Below are 22804 nucleotides of genomic sequence, written 5' to 3' on the forward strand. Positions count from 1 at the left end.
TTATTGCCGTGATCGATAGGTTGCGGCTTTTTTAATTTTAGAAGGAAGTGTCAATGTTTTATTGGCTTAGGTTTATATTAATCGTATTTTTACTAAGTAATTGTTCAAAAAGTACTGATCAATTTCCGTCGCTCAATCTTGATCGTTCTTCTGTGACTGTATCGGGTATTTCTTCTGGCGGTTATATGGCTCACCAATATCATTTGGCCTACGGGAGTCAAGTCAGTGGAGCCGCTTTATTCGCCTCAGGTCCTTTTGGTTGCGCGCAAGGCGACTTAAATATTGCTTTGGCAGATTGTGTAGATAGTCAGCAGCCACCTTTTGTTGATGATTTATTCGCGCACCTTAATCGTCTAGTCGAAGCTGAGCAGATCGACGCTTTAGACAATTTAAGTGAGGATAAAGTTTGGATCTTTCACGGTCAGGCTGATCAACGAGTCAGCCGCCAGGTAACTGAAACGCAAGCCGCACTATATCGAAAGCTGCAGGTGCAAGTCGCTACCGAATTTACCGTTAATGCAGGTCACGGTATTCCAACAACCGATTACGGTGTTCCTTGTAATAATAGTGAGTCTCCTCATATCAACCATTGCCAGTACGATGGTGCTGGTGAAGCGCTACAAGTGCTTTATGGAGAATTGGCCGCTAAGACAAAAGCTACGGGTAAAATTATCCCGTTTTCTCAAGCTAAGTTTTTAACGAATCAATCGAATACTTTGGCTGAGACCGGTTACGCTTACGTGCCCTCCATCTGTTTATCCGGTGAACAATGCCGAATTCATATTAGTTTTCACGGTTGTTCGCAAAATGAAGAATCGGTAGGCAGAGAGTATATTGAGCATAGTGGATTCAATAGTTGGGCTGAGAGTAATCGTTTGGTTATTATTTACCCACAAACTAAGTCAAGTTTTGTGCCATTGAACCCAAAGGCTTGTTGGGACTGGTGGGGATACACCGGACCGGACTATCAAACTAAAAATGGCCAACAGATAACGCATATTCACGCCATTATTAAAGGATTGGGTCACTCGTTTTAAGTTACCCTCTCTTATTTGTCGGTGGTTGTAGGCAATCTTTAACGAGCAAGTCCTTCTGGGTTATTCTACTCGGGTTCCTTGTATTTTATAAATCGTTTGCCAGATTTTTTTATCCTTGGTGTTTGCATGAGTCTCTCTTTCCATCATCCATGAGAAACTATTTTGGTTAATATCAAAGAATGTGATTCTAGTATTAGCGCCTTGGTAATGACCTAACATAATGATTTTTCCATCCTGTTCTATTGCCTTGAAGGATTCGACTTTTTGACCTGTATTAGCAATCCAAGCCATATGCCACCGTTTTTCTTTTTGATTGTAAATCCGGATATTAGTACCAAACTGTCGACCTTGAGCTGGAGCTGGTTTGCTCATAGAAGGGGAAATCCAATCATCTTGGATTGCTGTTCCATTCAGGATGGGGTAAAAATGCCAATCAGCGCCACCCGCGGGTTGCCATTCGCCTTTGGCGTTTAAAGAATAGTCGTCAATGCTCCACTGACCGATTAAGCCGCTAAATAATCCGAGTGCTTGAGTGTTTTTTGCGTAGATAACACCTGATATTAATCCGTTGAAGAGCAGACAAAACAATAAAAGCAGTTTGGTATTTGGCTGAGTTATCTTTGAGTTTCTTCGTGGGCTAAACGTAAGGAAGTTAATCATAGTCATGTCCATGGTATTGATTTGGTGTGTGAAGGAATAAATTGAATGCGTCGTTTCGGCACTATTGAAGCTGATCAAGTATTCATAATAAGATGCTAAGTCGTCGAAGAACCAGATTATTTTGACACTAATTTGAAGAAATAAACGACAGTTTGATGTGAAAAATACGGAGTAATGCGAGAAAATGTCAAAATCAGTATTAACCGGTTTAGATTGGCAGATCTTGGAGTTCATACAACATGACGGACGTATCTCAATTTCTGAAATAGCCGCTCAACTTAATCGATCCCGCAGTAATATCTCTGAGCATATCGACAAGCTCCAATCAGAAGGGATTATTCAAGGTTTTCATGCCAAGATTAACGCTGAGAAGCTCGGCTTTGGTATCAAAGCATTTGTTCGTTTGAGTGCGGGCTCCCTTAAACATCGAGAAATTGTTAATTCGATCATCAAACTGCCCGAAGTTTTAGAATGCCATGTTTTAACTGGTTCGGAGTTAGTTATCATTCAGCTAGTAGCGAAAGATATGAGTCACTTAAGAAGTGTTGTCGATGGTTTTACTCAATATGGTTCGACTCAAACTGATATAGTTTTTGCTACTGTCAAAGATGGCATTCAGATAAATAAAAACCTAAGAAGTCTACTACAAGATTAGCTGACGATTGCACGAAAATCTCCTTACAGAAAAGCTCAGGGAATGATCAAGATATTCTTATCTAGCTTGATTGGCAAGCGAGGATTCATAGAAATGCCGGGTAAGTGTCTCAAGGTTAGCTTTTCCGGTGTGTTATTAGTTACTGATCTAATTGATGTCGCGACAACCTGGCTTGGCGGCAGTGTCTTACCTTTTTGTAAATGAGCTAGCATCAATTCGAGTGATTGCTCGAAGTAATGGTGAAGCGGTACGTAATGTTTTGCAAACGCAGGAAATGATAGAAACGAGTCAAAGTGCTGCGCGTTAGTAATCTCATAATATTTCAGTTTATCAGTATCATGTTTTCCTGATAGCAAAAGGTTTGCATAGTAGGGACGTGATGAATGATTTGGTGCAATCAAATTATCGTTCTGTCCATGAATGATAATGGTTGGAACATTGTGCAAGTTTTGAGTGGCGATAACTTCCTTAATGCCATTTTGAACTCTGTCTGTTTTGACTATATCGTAAAAGCACTTTGCACGCTCATAGTTATCCAGCTGATTCGTGTGGCCAATTTCTATCGATGCTGTTCGTGGAATGCCGCTACTTTTAGCGAATAATAATTGTCGTTCTTGTAAGGAAAGAAAACGGGGTTTAACTAGCTTGTCAAAAGCTGTAAAGTAATTGCCGCAGATCTTGTCTTCAATCTTAAACCGACCTAATTGATTAACATAAGTCGTTGCGAGTGACGGTCCAATTTGAATCGTATACATTAAGCTGGATAGAACTTGATTATTGTGGTTGATACCATTCCGCTTAAGATACTCAAGCGAAGAATGAGCCAGCTTTTGATAGCTATCTCCGACGATAAAGCCGTCAGCTTTTAGTTTGTCGCACCAATCCTGTAAAATTTTTGTGCGTGATTCATCGTCTTGCTGTGAACCCGAACTATTGAGTTTTTCTGACAGCAAGCTGCAGGGTTCGAGCAAATATTGAGTCATGAAATACTCGATCCCGGGTAAGCTGTGGTTTTCGATAAGTTCAGATTGCTGGAGGATGGCTAAGCGAGAATTTTTTTGTGGATAAATATTGGGTTCTGAAACGACCAATCCATCAAACAGTTCAGTCTCATCGTATTCAACCCCGCGGATTGAAGCCACTCCACCATTTGAAATACTCGCGGCAATAATAGTGGTGTTCTGTCGCGTAAACGAAATACGTTTTTGTTTAAAATGTTGGTTAAGTTGATAAAGCGCAAACTCTCCTGCCTTGTAAACGAATTCACCAAATTTTCTTTCGATATTATCGCCCGAGTATGCTTGTTTAGTCGCGATGGCGGTTGGGAATTGTTTTAGGAAGGATTTTGTATTTTGATTTTTTTTGGGTAGATAGCTTAATAAGCCCTGGTTTTTGTGCCGATAATTACCTTGGATATCATACCCTGATTGTTGGTCATAAAAATAGAACCCCGTTCCTGTGCCCTTATCGGTATAGGCAACGGCACAACGATTAGTTAGGGCCCAAGTGCCAACGGTACCAACCGCACCATAAATTCCTCGAGACCCTGACGTAGCGGCAACAATAATACAGTTTTTATTAAGATCAAAATTATCAGGAATTTGTAAAGCTAGTGTGGCTTCGGGAGTTCCACTGGGTGTTATGGCATAGGTTAGGTATTCATGCCCCGGTATCGATGGTTGAGTTTTATTGGGCCCAAAAAATTTACCGTATCCTCCTGACTCTGTGGTATCAAGCAATGCAATAAAATTATTGAAGTAAGCGATCTTCCTTAAAGTTTTCGGATCGGACTGGTTACTCGTAGTGGGTAGTTTTCGTTGGGTTAATTGTGTATGACTCCAACCAGCTGTGAGTAAATCGTCGTCTTTACCATCGTAATAGTGATGAATAATTTTGGGCCCGATATAATCGAGTGGCAAGCTATCATTTTCTAGCGTACTCGATTCAATTGAAAAAGATCCCATTAAAAACATTAACAGCAGTAGAGTCTTCGATAGGTTTGCACTAGCAACCATATAACTATCCTTCAACTGAAACCACATTGATTAACGCTAAGCATATCAGTGCGCGCTAAAAAATCCTATGTCTCGGTATAGCACTATAGTACTAGGTTCTTGATTCGAGTATTTTGCTAGAGTGATAACCTCGTACAATCAAAAATATTAAACTAATCATGAGAGTTTTAGTCACCGGTGCTGCAAGTGGTATAGGTCGAGGAGTCGCTGAGTTTCTTGCGAGCAGGGGGCATCACATTATTGTTACGGATATCAATTTCACACATGCAGAAGTGGTGGCAAAAGTAATTGGCGATAAAGGCCAGTCTGCAGAAGCGTTTGCGTTAAATGTAACTTCTCAAGCGGAAGTGAACCGTGTTGCTGAACGTCTCAATGGTCGTATTGATGTTTTGATAAATAACGCTGGCGTGCAGCATGTTGAGTCACTCGAAAACTTTCCAATGGATAAATGGGAATTTTTGACTCAAGTGATGTTGGTTGGGGTTGCGAGGTTGACTCAGGCTTTTTTGCAAGGCATGAAAGACAACGATTATGGACGCATAATCAATATCGGATCGATTCATGCACTAGTCGCCTCTCCCTACAAAACCGCCTATATTGCCGCGAAACATGGTTTGCTGGGATTTTCCAAATCATTAGCATTAGAAATTGCCGACAGCAACATAACGGTTAACACGCTCTGTCCAGCATATGTAAAAACACCATTGGTTGAACAGCAAATTGCTTCTCAAGCGAAAGAGCACGGCATAACTGAAGAGGAAGTTATTAATAACATTATGCTTGAGCCCATGCCCAAGAAGTCGTTTATTGAAATCGAAGAGCTAGCGGGCACTTGTGAGTTTCTGCTTAGTGACTATGCGAAAAACATTACTGCCCAAGCGATAGCGCTCGATGGCGGATGGACCGCGAGATAAGCTGCCTGGTTCCCGGCTGTTAATTCTTAAGGTATTATTCTCAGCCTTGAGTGTCTACTTTTGTTGTTGCCACTCTTCTCTGAGTATTGCCAAAATAAGATCGTCGCACCATTGTCCTTTAAACCAAACGGCTTTTTTCAAGTGTCCTTCAAAACGAAATCCACACCGTTCAATTAATTTTCTTGAGGCATGATTTTGCGGATCGATAGAAACATGAATTCGGTGCAAATTGTGCGTCGTAAACAGATAGTCGACTAATCCTCTGGTGGCTTCCTGAGCGAAGCCGAGCTTTTGATATTGTGTGTCAATCGCAATGCCGAGTTCCGCTTGCTGTTCATGTTCAGTTTCAATACAAAAGGCGACGTCCCCGACAATAATTCCCTGATAGTCGAGCACGACTTGATACCAGTGACCGGCTGCAGCAATCGCTCGTTCATTCATTGACTCCGCATATGCTTTTACTTCATCGGCTGATTGTGGCGTCCAGCCTTGAAAAATCATGACATCGGGCTGGTTTCTGTAGCGGTAAACCTCAGGCGCATCTTTTACTTCCATGGCTCGCATTGTGAGACGTTCTGTCTTTGCGATAATAACGGGGTAGTCAGGCATTTTCGTTCTAGGTGCTTATTGTTTTGCTTAGTTTACCCTTGAGAGGGCTTTTTTAAAACAGTATCCTTGAAAGCTAAGTGGTGCAATCGGATCGAAAATAATATGAAAGCTAATCCTTTACTCTCTTTGTTGGTTTATTTTTTTATTGTAATTAACGGTAGCCTTGCGCTGCCGCTGATGGCTGGCGATTATCAAAAAGAATTAAATCAAATGATCGATGATGTCGAGAGCAAAGTAATTAAGTGGCGTCGCCACATTCATCAAAACCCTGAACTATCGAACCGAGAATTTAAAACTGCGAAGTATATTGAACAACATTTACGCCGTTTAGGACTCGAGGTACAAACTGGGGTTGCTCATACCGGTGTGGTTGCTCTTCTTAAGGGGAGCCGGCCAGGTAAGGTCGTTGCTTTGAGAGCGGATATGGACGCCTTACCGGTTACCGAAAGAGTCGATTTGCCCTTTGCTTCAAAAGTAAAATCTAATTACGCGGGACAAGAAGTTGGTGTAATGCATGCGTGTGGTCATGATACTCACGTTGCGATTTTGATGGGCGTTGCTGAAGTTTTATCGAAACAAAAAGACAACATTAGAGGTACCGTCAAATTTATCTTTCAGCCTGCCGAAGAAGGACCACCAGAAGGTGAAGAAGGAGGGGCTGAGTTGATGGTGAAAGAAGGTGTATTACAGTCTCCGGATGTTGACGCTATCTTCGGGCTCCACATTGCCTCTCAAATGCCGGTCGGGGTGATTGGTTACCGGCCGGGTGGAATTATGGCCAGTGTTGATGACTTTCGTATCAAGGTAAAAGGTCAGCAAACCCACGGCTCTGCGCCATGGAATGGTGTTGATCCCATCGTTGTATCAAGTCAAATCATCAATAGTTTGCAAACGATAGTTTCCCGACAACTAAAATTGACCAAACAGGCCGCTGTAGTCACCGTAGGAAGCATTCATGGCGGGGTGCGCTCTAATATTATTCCGGAAGAAGTTGAAATGATCGGAACCATTCGGGCGCTTGATAATGAAATGCGTCAGCAGATCCATACTAAGATTCGTAAGATAGCTAACGGTGTTGCGGAAAGCATGGGGGCGAGTGTTGAGGTTGAAATTCCGATGTCGGTACATTATCCGGTGACTTACAATACGCCAAAATTAGTCGAACAAATGCTGCCAACTTTAAAAGCACAAGCGGGTGAAAGCCGGGTCATTTTGATTGATGCAATTACCGGCGCTGAGGACTTTTCCTATTTTGCTCAAGAGGTTCCTGGCTTCTATTTTTTCTTAGGAGGCAAACCCCTCAATGTTCCTGAAAACGAAGCACCCGCGCACCACACGCCAGACTTCTATATTGACGAAACCGGAATGAAACTTGGTGTTTCAACACTGACTAATATGGCAATTGACTATTTGAACAACTAATCTTAGAGCAGAACGTGACATCACGGCCATCGATTTTAATGATTCGGCTAACTTAAATGTGATTGAGCCAATTAAGGATTGTGTTAGATGATAGATAAGGGCGGTTTTAATCTAGAACAGGCGATAGAAGCGTTCTGGCAAAGTTCAGTCGCTTTTTATAGTTTACCTGAAGTGAGCGAGTACTTGCTAAATCTGCAAGACACTCAAGATAAGAATGTTAACGAATTATTGTTCGCTCTCTGGGTCACGCATAGGTTTGGCATTGAGTTGTCTGCCAATATTGTTGAAGCCGCACAGAGTCGAACACGTCGAACCAAAAAGTGGGTTGATAATATTCGCAATACTCGATTTGAATTGGAAGCTCAGTGGGATAAACCTTATCCTGAAAAGATCCATAGCACGCGAGAAGCATTAAAAGAAACTGAGTTAAAAATAGAAAAATTACACCAACAAAAGTTGGCAGAAGAAGTACTTACTCACGCCGAATTCTCGTTACTAAATACCAGTTCACTGTCACCCGAAAAACTTTTCCTATCCAATTTAGTTCAGCTATGTGGCGCACCTCAGTCGGATTCCGATTACTTACAACTCGTTATGTTGTGGGTAAGCGCTTCAGGAGACACGGCTTAAGCGTCGCGACATTCGTCGACTAGCTCCTCGAGTAACAACAGTGCTTTTTCAGCATCATTGGCTGGTACGAATATGTGATCATGGTAGAAAGCGGCAACAACATTTGCACTAATCATATTGTCTGCCAAGCGAGTGGAGACCGCTGCAGTTAATCCGACCGCTTCGAGACTCGAGTGCACTTGGAGTGTGATTCTGCGGTAGTCAGCATCAAAGTTGATATTCAGCTGTTCAGCTGACCCTTTAGCGAGTATTACTGTCGTTCCCTCATGCTCTTGAAATGTTGCGAGTGGCTTGTGAGGGAAAACCTGTGCAATTTGATCGGTGGCGACACAAGCAAAAATATAGATCTCAGGATCGAGGCTGGGGGACATATTCTTCAACAATTTCGCTAAGTCGAGTTCTCCTGTCATCCTAGCAAGTCTCTATTAGTTGATTGATGGCCTTCGATATTAACAACACTTCGCTTATCACGAAATTATTTTCTCGCCTCTTATTGACCCTAAAGTAAGCTATAGGGTTTATACTCAACTTAATCTCAATCAATCGCTGAACAAGTTGATATGTCTGAAAATTCCGCCGTTTTTAAAATTGGAGAGCTAGCCAAAAAAGTTGGCTCGACTGTCGAAACCTTGCGTTTCTATGAGACTAAAGGTTTACTCCAATCACATTCACGCTCTGCCGCGGGATACCGATTGTATAATGATAGCCATCTCACCCAATTGAGTTTTATTCTCCAAGCCAAAAAAGTCGGTTTTTCACTGAAAGAGATTAAGTATTTGCTGGGCTTAAATTTAGCGAAAGAGGCCCATACCTGTGAAGAGGTTAAGACTTATACGGGAGAAAAAATCGCCGAAATCGACGCCAAGATTCGCGATCTTCAATCTATTCGAGGCAGTTTGCATCAGATGTATGAAGCGTGTTGCGGAGGCACTGAAAAAGCCACCCATTGCAGTATTTTACATACTTTAGCGGCTTCTGATCTTTCGACTGAACTTGGAGCGAGACAATGACCACCTTGTTGACTAATTTCGTCGCGCTTTTTATCGAGTCTGCGCCATGGTTACTCCTCGGTTTAATGATTGCAGGTTTGATGAAATGGTTGGTTCCAATGGCGTTACTCAACAAACAGTTAGGCCAAAGTAATTTAACATCGGTAGTTAAAGCTGCATTTATCGGCGCACCGCTACCCTTATGCTCTTGTGGGGTTATTCCTGCTGCTATTGGCTTGCGTCGATCAGGTGCCTCGAAATCAGCCAGTGTCTCATTTCTGGTGGCCACACCGGAAACCGGTGTCGATTCAGTTTCGGTTTCTTATGCGCTACTCGGTCCGTTCATGGCGATCATTCGTCCGGTGGCTGCGATAATGAGTGCTATATACGCGGGGTTACTGGTCATGTTTGTTACTCGAAATGAAAAACAACAGCCAGGTCCGTCATCACACGCTACTTCATGTTGTCAATCAGAGCGAAGCTGCAGTAGCGACAAGTCAGAGACGCCGAGCCTAACGCAAAGAATTGTTAACTCACTGTCGTTCGCATCGGGTAAGTTGCTAATGGATATAACACGCTGGTTGTTGATTGGTCTGGTTTTGGCAGCGGCTATTCGCACTTGGGTGCCAATGGACTTTTTGGTTAACTGGGGAGACGGCTTGTTAGCGATGATAGTCATGGCCTTAATCGGAATTCCCATGTACATCTGTGCGACAGCATCGACACCAATAGCCGCTGGTTTTCTTGCTGCAGGCGTTAGTCCCGGTGCAATCTTGGTTTTTATGTTGGCGGGACCTGCAACTAACTTATCCACTATGGGGATGATTCGCCAAGAAATGGGAAACTCGGTGCTTACTGCTTATTTAATCAGTATATTGAGCGCGAGTATTGGGTTTGGATATCTGGTGAATTGGGCGATCGCTCACTTTGGTTTTGAAGTTTACAGCGCGGTTGCACATAGTCACGCGATGAATGAGTCAATCTTGCATCAAATGTCGGCGATCTTGCTGGCTTGTTTGATGCTTAGAAATATATTTAAGCATCATTGGTCAAATATCCGAGAATTTTTACGGAAAAGCGATAATTCTCCCAAAGCTTCGTGAAATTACGTACCAATTGATTACGAATATTCATCAATCATGCAATAACAATAACTCAATTGTAAATCTTGAATAATAAAAATTGCCGCCAAATATCGCGATAATGCGATTAAAATCGGCTAAATTCTTATAAACAGGCCTAATTGAGCAAATGTCCCCAACGTTATGCTTAAAAACGTCGTCCAATGGTCAAACCTTTCATTTCTTGCTAGTTTGACGAAATTAGCGTATTTTGGCGTCATTAATTACAAATACAGATTGGAAACTATTATTCCTATGGCTGTTCTAGTGCTCAACGGTCCTAATTTGAACCTGTTAGGGACAAGAGAACCGGAAATCTACGGCGCTGATACTTTGGCAGACATCGCTGATCGGGTGACTGAGCAATTTGAGAAAGCTGCGGTAGCGGTGGATTTTTTTCAATCCAATGCGGAGCATGAGCTGGTTGATAAAATTCAGGCGGCGGCGAAAGATGGCGTCGAGTTTATCATCATCAACCCGGCAGCGTTTACCCACACCAGTGTCGCCATTCGTGACGCGCTTGCTGCAGTAGGGATACCGTTTATTGAAATCCATCTTTCCAATCCGCACAGCCGAGAACCTTTCCGTCAACACTCTTATTTTTCGGATTTGGCTGTTGGCGTAATTTGTGGGTTTGGCTCAGATAGTTATTCAATTGCAGCAGATCAGGTTATCAAGCGGCTCAAAAAATGACTTGATGAGACGTGATTATTAGGAAGGCATATTAATCAGTGTTAGCAGAACATGTGCGCTGACTAAACAGTTTTAAGTTTTAGCATATTTTAACAATCTTCAAGGTGTATTCATTATGGATATTCGAAAAGTAAAAAAATTAATCGAATTACTCGAAGAATCTGGTGTAGCGGAAATAGAAATTAAAGAAGGTGAAGAGTCAGTGCGAATCAGTCGTGCGACTGCACCTGTTGCTTCTACGCCAGTGCATTACGCTGCGGCTCCAGCGCCAACTCCTGCCGCGGCTCCAGCGGCAGCGGAAGCGGGAAGCGAAGTTACTGCGCCAGCTGCTGCTGAGGTTTCCGGTCATCAAGTTAAATCACCGATGGTAGGCACCTTCTACCGTTCGCCATCTCCTGGTGCAAAATCATTTGCTGAAGTAGGCGATCAAGTGAAAGTTGGTGACACATTGTGCATCGTTGAAGCGATGAAAATGATGAATCAAATCGAGGCCGATGCGGCAGGAACAATTAAAGCGATATTAATTGAAGATGGCGAACCTGTAGAGTTTGATGAGCCACTATTTATTATTGAATAACACTGCTCGCCAATGAGAAATATCAGAGTAATGCGCTGATATTGTCGCGAGTTGAACAGCGAAAAGCTGAATAGATCAAATTTTCTGGAAAGTAAAATGCTTGATAAAGTTGTGATTGCCAATCGTGGAGAAATAGCCCTGAGAATTCTCAGAGCATGCCGCGAGTTGGGTATTAAGACCGTGGCGGTTCACTCCACGGCAGACGAAAATCTGATGCATGTAAAGCTAGCTGATGAGTCAGTTTGTATCGGGCCAGCTTCACCCTTGGAAAGTTACCTTAACATCCCAGCAATTATTGCTGCGGCAGAAGTGACTGATGCAGTAGCTATCCATCCGGGCTATGGTTTTCTTGCAGAGAACGCGGATTTTGCCGAGCAAGTAGAGCGCAGTGGCTTTACTTTTATTGGCCCGGTCGCAGATAGTATTCGTCTAATGGGCGATAAAGTTTCGGCAATAACTGCGATGAAACGAGCGGGGGTTCCTTGTGTTCCTGGTTCAGATGGTCCACTAGGCGATGATGAGAAAGAAAATTTAGCCATTGCTAAGCGCATTGCCTATCCAGTTATTATTAAAGCGTCTGGCGGTGGCGGTGGTCGCGGTATGCGTGTAGTCCGAAGCGAAGATGAGTTAATTGAATCGATCGCGATGACTAAGGCTGAAGCGAAAGCCGCGTTTAACAACGATATGGTTTATATGGAGAAGTTCCTTGAAACTCCTCGCCATGTCGAAATCCAAGTGATGGCGGATAATCATGGCAATGCGATTTACCTCGGGGAGCGCGATTGCTCAATGCAAAGACGTCATCAGAAAGTCGTCGAAGAAGCGCCTGCGCCAGGTATTACCGAAGAAAAGCGCCGATTCATAGGCGAGCGTTGTGTCCAGGCCTGTAAAGAAATCGGCTATCGTGGCGCTGGTACCTTTGAGTTTCTTTACGAAAAAGGTGAGTTTTATTTTATCGAGATGAACACGCGAGTCCAGGTAGAACACCCCGTCTCGGAAATGGTCTCTGGGGTCGACATCATAAAAGAGCAGTTGCGTGTTGCGGAAGGACAGCCTCTTTCCTTTAAGCAGGAAGATATTAAATTGCGTGGGCATTCGATTGAGTGCCGAATCAATGCTGAAGATCCTGAAAGCTTTATTCCCTCTCCAGGTACAATAACCCGCTACCATGCGCCGGGAGGCCCGGGGGTTCGCTGGGATTCACACATCTATTCAGGTTACAAAGTACCGCCTTACTACGATTCAATGATTGGCAAATTGATTACCTACGGAGAGACTCGTGAAGTCGCTATGGCGAGAATGCAAATGGCATTAGACGAAGTTATCATCGACGGAATCAAGACCAATATCGCGCTCCAGCGAAAAATTATGGCTGACGAAAACTTCCAAAAAGGTGGAACAAACATCCACTATCTTGAGAAAAAGCTCGGCCTATAGACCTGTCTATCAGACCCAAAAAAATGCCCGCTAATTTTCGGCGGGCAAATCAGGGGTTGAAAAAATAGAGCAACTTAATGCCTAACAAGTGAAAGCAGAAGCCGCGTGCTTCTGTCTAACTTGTATCTATCATAGTGTATAGCTTGAAAAAGTTCTGAGAACGAATTAACAGAACTGAAGAGAAACAGCAAAAAACTTCTTATTTATCAACTCGTTATGAGATTAATTTAGGCCGGAGAGCAGTTTCTCACAAGCCATAAACGACGGGATTAATTTCCACCTTTGCGGTTTTTGCGAATATTGGGATTAATCATGTTGAGTAAGTTGAAGTTACTCGTCTCGCTTTTGTGGAGCTGTTTACCTTTAGTATTTAGAATGACAAAGTAAGCCGAATGCTCACCGTAGGCCTGCTCATCGACCGTCACGGTGAGTGCTTTGGGATCTCGACTAACTGGTCGACCGTCCAGAAAAAAGCGGATTGTATGGTTTTCTGACAATGGCGGAGACAGTTGTGCACTCAATGTTATTGCGCCAGCATTGTTTCTCACAACGCTATTGTTAAGTGGTTCGCTTAACCTTGCCACCGAATAGCCGCCTTGAAAGTCGTCTGGATCGGCTGAAATATCAAGAGACTCTAATCCGGTTATTTGGACTGGAGGTGTGTCCATTTTTATGGTGGGGACTTCTTTGATTTCGAGTTCTTCCGCACCTTTGTGAGGTTCATCCGAGTAGTGAACATTACCGTTCTCATCTACCCATTTGTAAAGTTTCTTTTTCTCGCCTGCTGATATAGATAACGAAGCAGCGAGTAGTGCAACAATGGTCAAAATTCGTTTCGACATGATTTATTCCCAAGTCAGCGGTTTAAATAACTTATCAAAATCTAAACCACTTGCCAATTTTCATCGCCAAGTATAGTGGTAGTTACTCTTGATAAAACATCAATTTCAATTTCGTGCAAAGTCGCTGATATATCCAATCTTTAACTCAACGGTCCTTTTAATGGATGCTTTTTAGCCAGACCGACTCATTAATCGAGCCTGTATCGGGTTAACATACCGCGATAACATATAGACATGCAGATGAATTGAAAAGTTTCAACTGTTCGGTCTTACAGAGTTAATAGTAAATATCTTAGTGCTTTTTGAGACATTCGACATTGTTAATCGGGTTTGAGTCACTCAAAATGTCGCCCATCGGAATATCTGCTAAACGCAATCGTATAGTAGCTGGCGTAAAAATTATTTTTGCCAGTAATCTATCAGATTAATACACATATTGTTGCATATTCACGATATTTATTAACTGATAGCGATATATAATCCGAGCGCGTTTGTAAAAACGAACGCGGCACTAAAATAAATTTTTAAGGGAGTTACACAATGAAATTAAAATTAGCCGCTTTGGTTGTTGCTGCAACCATGTCTTCATCAGTTCTTGCTGATAGCTACTTTGGTGTTAACTATGTTGACGCAAAAGTTGACTTTGGATTTGCTGATGCTTCTCCAAGTGCTGTGATGATGAAATACGGTAGCTACATGGGCGAAAACTTCTCTCTAGAAGGTCGTTTAGCTTTCGGTTTGTCAGATGACACTACTTTCGGCGTAGACATTGAAGTTGATCAAATGTTAGGTTTGTATGGTGTGTATAATTTTCAACCGGATGGTGACTTTAACCCATACGTAATGATCGGATACACTGACGGTGAAATTTCTGCTGATGGCGTTTCAGGTTCTGAGAGCGACTTCAGTTTCGGACTTGGTGCGGACATTGCGGTAGGCGAAACGTCAGCAATCAACTTGGAATATGCAACGTTCTTAGATAAAGACGGTGTAGAAATTTCAGGAATCAGCGCTGGTTTTACTTGGAATTTCTAAGTTTTACTTAATATTCCAGTGTAAAAAAAAGCAGCGTAACCGCTGCTTTTTTTATGAAAATTTCTTTTTCAATTGCTCACTCGTCAGATGTTTTAAAACATCTAAAGGCTCGCACTTTCGTTCGCCATCGCTATACTTAATCGGCCCCACTCGACGAGAAATTTCAATCGCTTCTTTATTCAGTACTTTGCTGCGTTTACCGATGCCAATCAAAGCGCCGCCTTGACTTAATCTAACCCAGTTCTCTTCATTATCAATGGTTTTATTGATGTGTGATAACCACTTTAGAAAAAAGTCATCGTTAAGAGATTTATTTTTTTTGTTTTTACTCAATTCATACAGCAAGCCATAGCCACAGCGGCGTCTCGTTTCATCATTGCTTTTCAACCAGTCTTCTGCAACTTCTTTCACCATTGGAGATTTGGCTAGCGTCGCATCGCAGGAGCTAAACACATGACATAGCATACCGGCGTTTAGATTCTCTACTTGGTCTTCAATTTGTTCTCTTGTTAAGCTTTTTGGCTCATCGATTAATAACGAAATAACTTTTGCATCATAGTAATTTGATTGCCATAGCGATTTTGCTAGCGCGTGATCTCTGCCAATTTGTTTCGCGATTTTGCGTAGTTGGGTGAGTCCAATTCCATAACTCAATAAACCGCCATTGGACGACCCCATTGATTGCCAGCGCTTTAAACCGCGTTCATTTTGATTGGCCTGTAGCAAAGCCATGACTTCTATTTTATTCATTGTTGATTGCCCTTTGATTGGATTTATCTCAATAAACTAATCCGTTTAAGAAAATTAGGGTTTTTTATTATGTTTTTCTTTTATGTTCTGCCAGCTAGTGCTCCAAGGTGAAAGTAACCAAGCTTTCAGTAATCCCCAAAAAGAGAGTTGGTTGTCGTCTCTTGATAATTTACGGTCTTTTATTTTTGTTTCAATTGGGGAGGTGTTCTCAACCTGCGGGACCTGGTCCGGCTTTTCCGCTACTGGTTGCCTGTCGGTGTTATCGTCATTAGTCGATGATGCAGGCTTTGAGCTATTGGATTCGAGATTCAAATAGTCTGGTTCATTTGTCTCTACTGTAATGACTTCAAAACAGTGAGGAATTTCAGTGATCAGTCCACCGTCATCTAGATGACTCAAGTTAGCTCTCATGGCCTGTTTAACGGATACTAATTCATTTTTCATCGAATCCGGTAGCGCTTCAGAATTTAACAAAGCATTGGTTTCACTGATAATGTCATTGATCTCTTGCTTGACTTGCTGGACACATTAACTTTCTTTTTGCTTTAATTTTTCAATTTGTTCAGAAATCGACTCTTGGGAAACAGGAAGTTTAAATGGATGAATTGCTACACCTCGTTTTTGTAGCAATATTCGAAAAGCTAAAGCGGTTTGAGTTCTGCGTTTAAAATTGATGATCGCATCGGAGAACTTTGCAACATCGATATCTTCTATTTGATTATCTCGCAGTTGATTGACATCTAGCGATGTTAATTTGATGATGTGATTAAATGTCTTTTGAGTAATTGATTCTACAGCTTCGAGTTTCTGAAGAACTTCAGAAACTGATACCGTTTGCATTCGCTGCTCAATTTGATCAAAAAAAGCATTAACTTTGGCAGAGAAGATTTGTGAGGGTTTTGCTGCCAGCGCTAAGTCGTTGAGCGCTGATTGTTGGTGATGAATCCCCGCCGCGATTTCGATCAAACTCTCCAACGCTTGCCGTTTACTGGCGATATTTTGAAATTTCGCGGCAGCGCTAGAGGAGGTGTCGATCGTTGGCATGTCGGCTCACACTTTTTTAGTCTCTCATAAGTTTAGCTGAATTTATTCGCTTGTACCGCCTCTGACAGCAGTTTATTGCGCAGCGCATAGCGAAATGCTCATTTTATTGGTGCGTCATCAATAAAAAACCCGGCAATAGCCGGGTTTCTTGAGTTTATAACAATCTGATTTTATAGACTGTAATACATATCAAACTCAGCAGGATGAGTTGTCATGTTCAAGTAAGTGACTTCTTCACGTTTCAACTCGAGGAACGAATCAATATAGTCATCGCTGAAAACACCACCAGCAGTCAAGAAAGCTCTGTCAGCATCGAGTGCGTTTAGTGCTTCTTCTAATGAACTAGCGACTTGTGGGATTTCGGCAGCTTCTTCAGCAGGGAGATCATACAAGTCTTTGTCCATTGCATCACCTGGATGAATTTTATTTTGGATACCGTCGATACCAGCCATCAACATTGCAGTGAAAGCTAAGTATGGATTTGCCATAGGATCTGGGAAACGAACTTCAATGCGGCGCGCTTTTTCGCTTGGTACATGTGGAATTCGGATAGAAGCAGAGCGGTTTTTAGCTGAGTAAGCCAGCATAACCGGCGCTTCAAACCCTGGAACCAAACGCTTGTATGAGTTGGTTGACGGGTTAGCTAATGCATTGATGGCTTTAGCATGCTTGATAATTCCACCGATGTAGTAAATCGCTTCTTCTGAAAGGCCACCGTATTTGTTACCCGCAAAGATGTTAACGCCATCTTTTGCTAAAGATTGGTGACAGTGCATACCAGAACCATTGTCGCCAACTACGGGTTTTGGCATAAAGGTCGCTGTTTTCCCGTAAGCGTGTGCAACATTGTGAACCACGTACTTAAGAATTTGTACTTCGTCAGCTTTATTAACTAATGTGTTGAACTTAGTTGCGATTTCGTTTTGATTCGCGGTAGCCACTTCATGGTGATGAGCTTCAGTTTTAATGCCCATTTCCTCAAGAACTAAACACATTTGTGAGCGGATATCTTGTGAAGAATCAACAGGTGGTACTGGGAAGTATCCGCCTTTAACGCGAGGTCTGTGACCCATGTTACCATCATCATAGTTTTTCTCAGAGTTCCACGCCGCTTCGTTAGAGTCAATTTGGTAAGAAGCACCGCGCATGTCAACGCTGTATTTTACATCGTCAAATAGGAAGAACTCAGGCTCAGGACCAAAGAAACAGGTATCGGCGATTCCAGTTGATTTTAAGTAGGCTTCCGCGCGCTTAGCGACAGAGCGAGGATCACGATCGTAACCTTGCATGGTTGCTGGCTCTAAAATATCACAACGCAAGTTTAAAGTGGCATCTTCACAAAACGGGTCAAGGACTGCTGTTTCTGCGTCTGGCATTAACACCATGTCAGACTCATTTATGCCTTTCCAACCAGAGATTGAAGAGCCATCGAACATTTTACCTTCTTCCATGAAATCTTCATCGATACAGTGAGAAGGTAAGGTTACGTGTTGCTCTTTACCTTTTGTGTCGGTAAATCTTAGGTCGACAAAAGCAATGTCGTTTTCTTCAATCATCTTGAAGACGTCTTTTTTAGCCATGGTGTGTTCCTCAAAAATTGTTATTACAAAAAGCAATAAGTGGATAATAGATATTGTTTGGCGTGCTTACTGCAATCGGGATGCCAACTTTCAAAATCCCCAAAATCGTGCAACCAAAGGAAATTATAGCCTTAATTCATGAAAAAACAGCTACAAATTGGTGCATGTTAAAGATTGATTGCACCAAAAGCGTGCATTAATTATTTGTCGCTATTTTGCATTAAAAAAACTAATGTGAAAGGTCAATTTATTTCGATTGTCCTTAAAGCCTATCCCTGTAGACTCGCCGGCCCTATACGTGGTTTAGCAAAGAAATCACGGGGGTTAAATTAGTTTGCTGGGAGAACGCTATGGGTATTAAAAATAATAGTTTTGCTATTAGCCAAGTTATTGCTGCTGTAGTGATTTGGGCCGCCTCATTTATTGCCATGAAAATTGCAGTCGCCGAGTTGGGTGCATTTCCAACGGTTTTTTTAAGAATGCTATTAGCAGTTGCAGTGCTGATGTTTTTTTTACCAAAGGTTAAACGAGAAACCCAAAATTATCAGAAAGGCGATGGTTGGTTGTTGCTCGGGTTGGTGTTAGCTGAGCCTTGCCTCTATTTTGTGTTTGAAGGATTGGCATTGACATACACCAGTGCATCGGAAGCTGGAATGATTACCGCCTTACACCCGTTTATGGTGACCGTGTGTGCATTCTATTTTTTAAAAGAATCGATTAATCGACGCATGGTGGTTGGCGGCCTTATGGCAGTTGCAGGTGCGATATTATTGTCGTTGACCGGAGAGTCTGGAGAATCTGGCAGCAATCATATGCTCGGTAATGGCTTAGAGTTTATCGCTATTTGCTTTGCTACCGCATACAGTCTGCTCGCAAGAAAGCTTGCGAGCCGATATTCCCCGGTGTTTTTGACGACATTACAAGCCGTATTTGGCTGTTTATTTTTCTTACCGTTGGCGTTTATGTTTAACCCAGGTATGCCGGAGTCAATATCGACAGAAGTAATTTTTTCAATTCTATTTCTGGCTTGGGGCGTCAATGTGATTGCTTTTATTTTGTATAACGCATCACTCAAATCAATGCCGGCCAGCCAAGTCGGGATGTGGATGAATTTATTGCCTTTGGCGACCTTATTTTTTGGTTGGTTGTTGCTGGGAGAGACGCTCACCGATTGGCAGTATGTTGCCGTGGTATTGGTTATAAGTGGTGTCATTTACAGTCAATTAAAACCAAAGCCAAAAACGGTATTTATCGAACAATCGGTGATTGAGCCGTCCATGGTCGACGACTGGCTGGTGGCGCAAAAGTCTGAGCAAGCGATCGCTCAAACCGAGGACTCAAAGCTTAAAGCCGGTTAAGCCATTCAGTCTAACTTGGCGAGTTCGGCCTTAAGTTTACCAGTGGCTGCGAGGTAAAGCATTTTATAGTCGCCAATAAATGACCACCAAGGATGTTTGAAGGTTGCTGGACGGTTGTTTTCGATAAAGAAATGGCCAATCCAAGCGGGACCATAGCCAAATACAAGTGCGAGAGGGATCCAGGCCCACATTTGTTGCCAAATAAAATAAATGAGAAGGGCATTAGCACCAACCGTACCGACATAATGGAGGACTCTGCAAGATTTTTCGCGGTGTTCACCGAGGTAAAATGGCCAAAAATCATTAAATGAACTAAATTGGTGCGTTCGAGTCATTTTTTGAAACCTTGGAAAATTAAAAGCCCCTTTAAAAGGGGCTTGATTGAACTATTCTTTAGCTGAGGGAGTGGCTTCCTTCGGTTGTACAATCTCTAGCAACTCAACGTCGAAAACTAAAATTGAATTACCTGGAATACGGGAATTACCGCGAGGGCCATATCCAAGCTCTGGTGGAATAACAAACTGATATTTACTGCCGACAGGCATTAGTTTGACACCCTCGAGCCAGCCTTGAATGACACCACCGGTCAGAGAAAATTCGAATGGTTGGTCTCTCTCAACTGAACTATCAAAGACACTGTCATCAATTAAGCGGCCAGTGTAATGAACTTTGACTTTATCCGTTGCAGCGGGTACCGCTGCACCTTCAGCAGCTTCAGTGAGAACTTTGTAGCGCAAACCAGATTCTGTTTTGGTGTAACCTTCAGCATCTTTCTTTGCCATAAATGCAGTGTTTTCTTCATCGCGCTTTGCTGCTTCTTCTTGCATTTTCTGCTGTTGTGCGAATTGAAGTTTTTGCTGGAAAATCATGACTTGCTGGCGAATTTCCTCTTCCTGCAATGCACTTTGCCCTTTAAGTGCCTCGCTAAAACCTCTTAGTAAAGCTTCGTCACTCATGGTTACGGCTTTATATTCACCGCTAATACGCTTAACCGTGTTTGCCATATCGGCGCCAAGAGCGTATGCCATTTTGTCAACGTCAGACACTAAGGCTGTTTTTTCTTGTGTTTGCTCGGCTTCTGCTTTTTTTTCCGTCTGAGCAGCGTCTTGCTGCTGACAGCCTGCTAGCAAAAGTCCTACTGCTAGTGCTGCAATTTTATATTTCACGTGAATTCCTCTTGTTTAATTATTAGTGGTGTCGATTGAAGATGTTACGTCGACGGTTCCCCAAAGTGAAAAACGCAGTCTATACTCTTAGGGACTAAATGAGAAGCCCGTGACAGGGGACATATAAGGTTATTGCATGGTAAAAAACCATATTTTTAAGATATTGTGGATTAGTGTCAGTTTTTTTATCTTGAGTGGCTGTTTTGAGGGTGAGAAGTCAGTCGCAGAATGGCCGCATGCTGCGGTAGCTGTGCTAGATGCAGATATCTCAAGAGATGGAAAATTAGCTTTAATTTCATCAGTAAATTTTGGTGCTGCACTGTGGGATCTGGAAAACAATCAGCTAAAGTTTCAGTGGAAACACAGTGATGACCCGCAAAGAGGCATTACTGCACTTCGCTTGTCTCCCGACGGTAAAAGAGCCATTACCGCAGATGAAGACACTTTCATCATTTGGAATACCAACACTGGCAAGGCTTATGGATATTGGCAGGCACCTGCTGAAATCAGAGCTGTTGCGATTTCCGATCTCGGGCGGTATGTATTGCTTGGCCTTGCTGATGGAAGAGCAATACATATGGATATGAATACTGGTCGGCGTCTGGAGTTTACCGGTCACCGCGATGAAGCGGTAGCGAGTGTCGATATGTCGGCAAATGGTGTGTGGGCATTTACGGGTGGAAATGACTATCGGGCGATTCTTTGGAACTCAAAAACCGGCCAGCCACGTCATCTTTTTGAGCACGCAACCCGAGTAGTGAAGTTAAAACTTGACCCGAGCGGTACTCAGGCTTTCACCGCGGGAACTGTTGGTAATGCATTCGTTTGGGACCTGACGACCGGTGAGCAAAAAGTTAAGCTGAACCTTAAGAAAAAAGAGTATGTACTCAGTGCTGCGAACTTTTCGAGTGATGGTACCCAAGTCGTGACTGGTGCACCGGGTAGAGATATTAGTTTGTGGAATGTTTCCGACGGTAAAAGAGTCAAGCAATGGCGAGTGCGAACCAGAGACAGAGGAAGACCCTCTGGGGCGATTGTTTATGCAGTTGCATTTACCGAAAATGACCAGTTTATCCTCAGCGAAAGTTCGGCGGGATTTGGTGAAAAGTGGCAAGTGAATACGACTCGTTAAGTCGATGAAATACTTGAACCTTGATTTGAGTCTGGTATGCTTGCGCATAAGGTCTTAAGACCTGATCTGTCCTAGTAAATTGTTTTTTCTTTTATTCAGAGTAAAATCAATTTGCGCATAAAAAGTGTGCGGCTTGCCGCACCTTTTTTATTTCACCGAATAACGCTTGTTGTTCTGGATGCGCCATCCAACGAATAATTAGTTAATCAATCAGTTATCAATAAATAAATTTGGAGTGACGGTTTGCCTGAATCTGAACAGATAATAATTGAGCGATTGTTAGCCGGCGATGAAACGACATTTGAGTCAATTTTTTCGCAACATTATGCTTTGATGTTTTCGGTTGCGCAATCAATCGCTGGTACTGCGATTGCTGATGAGATCATTCAGGAGGCTTGGATTTCTGCATTGAGAGCATTGCCCAAGTTCGAAGGTCGCTCATCGCTAAAAAGCTGGTTAATGCGTATCGTCGCCAATGAGGCGAAAACCCGGCGTCGCAAAGAGTCCCGTTCCGTTTCTTTAGAGTCGATGCAAGATAACTGGTCGACAGATCCTCGTTTTGATGGTGTTTCGCATTGGAAGGATCCAAGCTCGCAATGGCATGGTGACACTCCCGAAGATCTACTTTCTGCCAGTGAACTGCGCGATTGTATTGGAAAAAATATAGAAAAATTGCCTGAAAATCAAAAGGTTGCAATGAACCTTAGAGACACTGGCGGGTTGTCAATGGATGAAATTTGTAACATATTAAATGTCACCCAGTCTAACTTGAGAGTATTGCTACATCGTGGTCGAGACAAGGTTTTACAAGTGATTGATCATTTTGAAAGAACTGGAGAGTGTTGATGTTAATACCGTCATGTAAAGAAGTTGCGGAACAGCTTTCCGAAAATATGGATAAGCCGGTAACCGGTATACGCGGGCTGCGATTGAAATTGCACCTTTGGGTTTGCCGAAACTGCCGTCGTTACCATGATCAGATGGAATTAACCTCCAAAACTATCGCTTTGATGGGGTCGAACAAGCAGCCTAGTGAAGCCGTAAAAAAAGATATGATGGAGCGATTTAGGGATGCGAAAACGGATTCCGGCAAGGAGTCCGCTGCAGACTAACTGATAATTTGATGGGCAAAGTAGGT

At 42.7% G+C, this 22804-nt stretch carries 26 protein-coding genes; 15 read left to right on the forward strand and 11 right to left on the reverse strand.

Annotated elements, in window-relative coordinates; translation table 11 throughout:
- The first annotated feature begins 53 nt into the window (after positions 1 to 53).
- On the forward strand, positions 54 to 1037 hold the full coding sequence (locus FLL45_RS12295; protein ID WP_142942355.1) for an extracellular catalytic domain type 2 short-chain-length polyhydroxyalkanoate depolymerase: 984 nt from the start codon (positions 54 to 56) through the stop codon (positions 1035 to 1037).
- Positions 1038 to 1097: 60 nt separating this feature from the next.
- Here FLL45_RS12295 and FLL45_RS12300 read toward each other — a convergent pair whose 3' ends face one another.
- A complete protein-coding gene (locus tag FLL45_RS12300) occupies positions 1098 to 1697 on the reverse strand; it encodes a hypothetical protein (protein WP_142942356.1) in 600 nt (199 codons plus the stop codon).
- A gap of 184 nt (positions 1698 to 1881) precedes the next feature.
- Here FLL45_RS12300 and FLL45_RS12305 point away from each other — a divergent pair, with 184 nt between their 5' ends.
- The gene (locus FLL45_RS12305; protein ID WP_142942357.1) at positions 1882 to 2352 is read left to right on the forward strand and encodes an Lrp/AsnC family transcriptional regulator; all 471 of its coding nucleotides are present in this window, start codon (positions 1882 to 1884) and stop codon (positions 2350 to 2352) included.
- A 35-nt stretch (positions 2353 to 2387) separates the two neighbouring features.
- Here the strand turns inward: FLL45_RS12305 and FLL45_RS12310 are convergent, their stop codons facing one another.
- A complete protein-coding gene (locus FLL45_RS12310; protein ID WP_185964438.1) occupies positions 2388 to 4367 on the reverse strand; it encodes a 3-hydroxybutyrate oligomer hydrolase family protein in 1980 nt (659 codons plus the stop codon).
- A gap of 158 nt (positions 4368 to 4525) precedes the next feature.
- Between FLL45_RS12310 and FLL45_RS12315 the strand changes: the two genes are divergently transcribed.
- Positions 4526 to 5281: a 3-hydroxybutyrate dehydrogenase gene (locus tag FLL45_RS12315; RefSeq protein ID WP_185964439.1), complete on the forward strand. Its 756-nt coding sequence runs from the start codon at positions 4526 to 4528 to the stop codon at positions 5279 to 5281.
- A gap of 54 nt (positions 5282 to 5335) precedes the next feature.
- Here the strand turns inward: FLL45_RS12315 and FLL45_RS12320 are convergent, their stop codons facing one another.
- The gene (locus FLL45_RS12320) at positions 5336 to 5890 is read right to left on the reverse strand and encodes a GNAT family N-acetyltransferase (RefSeq protein ID WP_142942360.1); all 555 of its coding nucleotides are present in this window, start codon (positions 5888 to 5890) and stop codon (positions 5336 to 5338) included.
- Between the two features lie 102 nt (positions 5891 to 5992).
- Here FLL45_RS12320 and FLL45_RS12325 point away from each other — a divergent pair, with 102 nt between their 5' ends.
- Together FLL45_RS12325 and FLL45_RS12330 are read left to right on the forward strand one after the other, a co-directional pair.
- Entirely contained in the window at positions 5993 to 7312 is a 1320-nt protein-coding gene (locus tag FLL45_RS12325) for an amidohydrolase (RefSeq protein WP_185964440.1), read from the forward strand.
- 87 nt (positions 7313 to 7399) lie between these two features.
- Entirely contained in the window at positions 7400 to 7942 is a 543-nt protein-coding gene (locus tag FLL45_RS12330; RefSeq protein WP_142942361.1) for a TIGR02444 family protein, read from the forward strand.
- Here FLL45_RS12330 and FLL45_RS12335 read toward each other — a convergent pair.
- Positions 7939 to 8352, reverse strand: coding sequence for an ACT domain-containing protein (locus FLL45_RS12335; RefSeq protein ID WP_142942362.1), 414 nt, complete (start codon positions 8350 to 8352; stop codon positions 7939 to 7941). The two genes, FLL45_RS12330 and FLL45_RS12335, sit on opposite strands and share 4 nt — an antisense overlap.
- Before the next feature lie 150 nt (positions 8353 to 8502).
- On the opposite strand from FLL45_RS12335, the gene zntR reads away from it, so the two are divergent.
- From zntR to accC, 5 genes are all read left to right on the forward strand, one after another.
- Positions 8503 to 8952, forward strand: coding sequence for a Zn(2+)-responsive transcriptional regulator (zntR, locus tag FLL45_RS12340; RefSeq protein ID WP_142942363.1), 450 nt, complete (start codon positions 8503 to 8505; stop codon positions 8950 to 8952).
- Entirely contained in the window at positions 8949 to 10034 is a 1086-nt protein-coding gene (locus tag FLL45_RS12345) for an SO_0444 family Cu/Zn efflux transporter (protein WP_142942364.1), read from the forward strand. Before zntR ends, FLL45_RS12345 begins: the two co-directional genes overlap by 4 nt.
- A gap of 273 nt (positions 10035 to 10307) precedes the next feature.
- Positions 10308 to 10745, forward strand: coding sequence for a type II 3-dehydroquinate dehydratase (gene aroQ, locus FLL45_RS12350; protein ID WP_142942365.1), 438 nt, complete (start codon positions 10308 to 10310; stop codon positions 10743 to 10745).
- Positions 10746 to 10860: 115 nt separating this feature from the next.
- Positions 10861 to 11322, forward strand: a complete 462-nt coding sequence (gene accB / locus FLL45_RS12355; protein ID WP_142942366.1) for an acetyl-CoA carboxylase biotin carboxyl carrier protein — start codon at positions 10861 to 10863, stop codon at positions 11320 to 11322.
- A 96-nt stretch (positions 11323 to 11418) separates the two neighbouring features.
- Entirely contained in the window at positions 11419 to 12759 is a 1341-nt protein-coding gene (accC, locus tag FLL45_RS12360) for an acetyl-CoA carboxylase biotin carboxylase subunit (protein ID WP_142942367.1), read from the forward strand.
- 269 nt (positions 12760 to 13028) lie between these two features.
- On the opposite strand, the gene FLL45_RS12365 is transcribed toward accC, so the two are convergent.
- A complete protein-coding gene (locus FLL45_RS12365) occupies positions 13029 to 13601 on the reverse strand; it encodes a DUF4124 domain-containing protein (protein ID WP_142942368.1) in 573 nt (190 codons plus the stop codon).
- Between the two features lie 540 nt (positions 13602 to 14141).
- Between FLL45_RS12365 and FLL45_RS12370 the strand changes: the two genes are divergently transcribed.
- Positions 14142 to 14636 (forward strand): porin family protein, encoded by a 495-nt coding sequence (locus tag FLL45_RS12370; protein ID WP_142942369.1) that lies wholly within the window; start codon positions 14142 to 14144, stop codon positions 14634 to 14636.
- Between the two features lie 51 nt (positions 14637 to 14687).
- Here the strand turns inward: FLL45_RS12370 and FLL45_RS12375 are convergent, their stop codons facing one another.
- From FLL45_RS12375 to glnA, 4 genes are all read right to left on the reverse strand, one after another.
- A complete protein-coding gene (locus tag FLL45_RS12375) occupies positions 14688 to 15386 on the reverse strand; it encodes a DNA alkylation repair protein (RefSeq protein WP_142942370.1) in 699 nt (232 codons plus the stop codon).
- A gap of 54 nt (positions 15387 to 15440) precedes the next feature.
- Positions 15441 to 15830: a hypothetical protein gene (locus FLL45_RS12380; RefSeq protein ID WP_142942371.1), complete on the reverse strand. Its 390-nt coding sequence runs from the start codon at positions 15828 to 15830 to the stop codon at positions 15441 to 15443.
- A gap of 84 nt (positions 15831 to 15914) precedes the next feature.
- A complete protein-coding gene (locus FLL45_RS12385) occupies positions 15915 to 16430 on the reverse strand; it encodes a hypothetical protein (protein ID WP_142942372.1) in 516 nt (171 codons plus the stop codon).
- A gap of 170 nt (positions 16431 to 16600) precedes the next feature.
- On the reverse strand, positions 16601 to 18010 hold the full coding sequence (glnA, locus tag FLL45_RS12390) for a glutamate--ammonia ligase (RefSeq protein ID WP_142942373.1): 1410 nt from the start codon (positions 18008 to 18010) through the stop codon (positions 16601 to 16603).
- A 350-nt stretch (positions 18011 to 18360) separates the two neighbouring features.
- Between glnA and FLL45_RS12395 the strand changes: the two genes are divergently transcribed.
- Positions 18361 to 19368: a DMT family transporter gene (locus FLL45_RS12395; protein WP_142942374.1), complete on the forward strand. Its 1008-nt coding sequence runs from the start codon at positions 18361 to 18363 to the stop codon at positions 19366 to 19368.
- 5 nt (positions 19369 to 19373) lie between these two features.
- On the opposite strand, the gene FLL45_RS12400 is transcribed toward FLL45_RS12395, so the two are convergent.
- Together FLL45_RS12400 and FLL45_RS12405 are read right to left on the reverse strand one after the other, a co-directional pair.
- Positions 19374 to 19703 carry an Mpo1-like protein gene (locus tag FLL45_RS12400; RefSeq protein ID WP_142942375.1) on the reverse strand — a complete coding sequence of 110 codons (330 nt, stop codon included), beginning with the start codon at positions 19701 to 19703 and terminating at the stop codon, positions 19374 to 19376.
- 51 nt (positions 19704 to 19754) lie between these two features.
- Complete coding sequence (locus FLL45_RS12405) at positions 19755 to 20534, reverse strand: FKBP-type peptidyl-prolyl cis-trans isomerase (protein ID WP_142942376.1); 780 nt, start codon at positions 20532 to 20534, stop codon at positions 19755 to 19757.
- Positions 20535 to 20670: 136 nt separating this feature from the next.
- Between FLL45_RS12405 and FLL45_RS12410 the strand changes: the two genes are divergently transcribed.
- The 3 genes from FLL45_RS12410 to FLL45_RS12420 all read left to right on the forward strand — a co-directional run bounded on the left by FLL45_RS12410 (position 20671) and on the right by FLL45_RS12420 (position 22778).
- Positions 20671 to 21666 carry a WD40 repeat domain-containing protein gene (locus FLL45_RS12410; protein ID WP_142942377.1) on the forward strand — a complete coding sequence of 332 codons (996 nt, stop codon included), beginning with the start codon at positions 20671 to 20673 and terminating at the stop codon, positions 21664 to 21666.
- A gap of 243 nt (positions 21667 to 21909) precedes the next feature.
- Positions 21910 to 22512, forward strand: a complete 603-nt coding sequence (locus tag FLL45_RS12415; protein WP_246075823.1) for an RNA polymerase sigma factor — start codon at positions 21910 to 21912, stop codon at positions 22510 to 22512.
- Positions 22512 to 22778 (forward strand): zf-HC2 domain-containing protein, encoded by a 267-nt coding sequence (locus FLL45_RS12420; RefSeq protein WP_142942379.1) that lies wholly within the window; start codon positions 22512 to 22514, stop codon positions 22776 to 22778. Before FLL45_RS12415 ends, FLL45_RS12420 begins: the two co-directional genes overlap by 1 nt.
- The last annotated feature ends 26 nt before the right edge of the window (positions 22779 to 22804 follow it).

Origin of the sequence: Aliikangiella marina, from assembly GCF_007004765.1 — a bacterium.
GTDB lineage: Bacteria > Pseudomonadota > Gammaproteobacteria > Enterobacterales > Kangiellaceae > Aliikangiella > Aliikangiella marina.

Coding starts and splice junctions, on each gene's coding strand:
- FLL45_RS12295 (WP_142942355.1), top strand. CDS start 54: ATGTTTTATTGGCTTAGGTTTATATTAATCGTATTTTTACTAAGTAAT.
- FLL45_RS12300 (WP_142942356.1), bottom strand. CDS start 1,697: ATGATTAACTTCCTTACGTTTAGCCCACGAAGAAACTCAAAGATAACT.
- FLL45_RS12305 (WP_142942357.1), top strand. CDS start 1,882: ATGTCAAAATCAGTATTAACCGGTTTAGATTGGCAGATCTTGGAGTTC.
- FLL45_RS12310 (WP_185964438.1), bottom strand. CDS start 4,367: ATGGTTGCTAGTGCAAACCTATCGAAGACTCTACTGCTGTTAATGTTT.
- FLL45_RS12315 (WP_185964439.1), top strand. CDS start 4,526: ATGAGAGTTTTAGTCACCGGTGCTGCAAGTGGTATAGGTCGAGGAGTC.
- FLL45_RS12320 (WP_142942360.1), bottom strand. CDS start 5,890: ATGCCTGACTACCCCGTTATTATCGCAAAGACAGAACGTCTCACAATG.
- FLL45_RS12325 (WP_185964440.1), top strand. CDS start 5,993: ATGAAAGCTAATCCTTTACTCTCTTTGTTGGTTTATTTTTTTATTGTA.
- FLL45_RS12330 (WP_142942361.1), top strand. CDS start 7,400: ATGATAGATAAGGGCGGTTTTAATCTAGAACAGGCGATAGAAGCGTTC.
- FLL45_RS12335 (WP_142942362.1), bottom strand. CDS start 8,352: ATGACAGGAGAACTCGACTTAGCGAAATTGTTGAAGAATATGTCCCCC.
- zntR (WP_142942363.1), top strand. CDS start 8,503: ATGTCTGAAAATTCCGCCGTTTTTAAAATTGGAGAGCTAGCCAAAAAA.
- FLL45_RS12345 (WP_142942364.1), top strand. CDS start 8,949: ATGACCACCTTGTTGACTAATTTCGTCGCGCTTTTTATCGAGTCTGCG.
- aroQ (WP_142942365.1), top strand. CDS start 10,308: ATGGCTGTTCTAGTGCTCAACGGTCCTAATTTGAACCTGTTAGGGACA.
- accB (WP_142942366.1), top strand. CDS start 10,861: ATGGATATTCGAAAAGTAAAAAAATTAATCGAATTACTCGAAGAATCT.
- accC (WP_142942367.1), top strand. CDS start 11,419: ATGCTTGATAAAGTTGTGATTGCCAATCGTGGAGAAATAGCCCTGAGA.
- FLL45_RS12365 (WP_142942368.1), bottom strand. CDS start 13,601: ATGTCGAAACGAATTTTGACCATTGTTGCACTACTCGCTGCTTCGTTA.
- FLL45_RS12370 (WP_142942369.1), top strand. CDS start 14,142: ATGAAATTAAAATTAGCCGCTTTGGTTGTTGCTGCAACCATGTCTTCA.
- FLL45_RS12375 (WP_142942370.1), bottom strand. CDS start 15,386: ATGAATAAAATAGAAGTCATGGCTTTGCTACAGGCCAATCAAAATGAA.
- FLL45_RS12380 (WP_142942371.1), bottom strand. CDS start 15,830: ATGAAAAATGAATTAGTATCCGTTAAACAGGCCATGAGAGCTAACTTG.
- FLL45_RS12385 (WP_142942372.1), bottom strand. CDS start 16,430: ATGCCAACGATCGACACCTCCTCTAGCGCTGCCGCGAAATTTCAAAAT.
- glnA (WP_142942373.1), bottom strand. CDS start 18,010: ATGGCTAAAAAAGACGTCTTCAAGATGATTGAAGAAAACGACATTGCT.
- FLL45_RS12395 (WP_142942374.1), top strand. CDS start 18,361: ATGGGTATTAAAAATAATAGTTTTGCTATTAGCCAAGTTATTGCTGCT.
- FLL45_RS12400 (WP_142942375.1), bottom strand. CDS start 19,703: ATGACTCGAACGCACCAATTTAGTTCATTTAATGATTTTTGGCCATTT.
- FLL45_RS12410 (WP_142942377.1), top strand. CDS start 20,671: ATGGTAAAAAACCATATTTTTAAGATATTGTGGATTAGTGTCAGTTTT.
- FLL45_RS12420 (WP_142942379.1), top strand. CDS start 22,512: ATGTTAATACCGTCATGTAAAGAAGTTGCGGAACAGCTTTCCGAAAAT.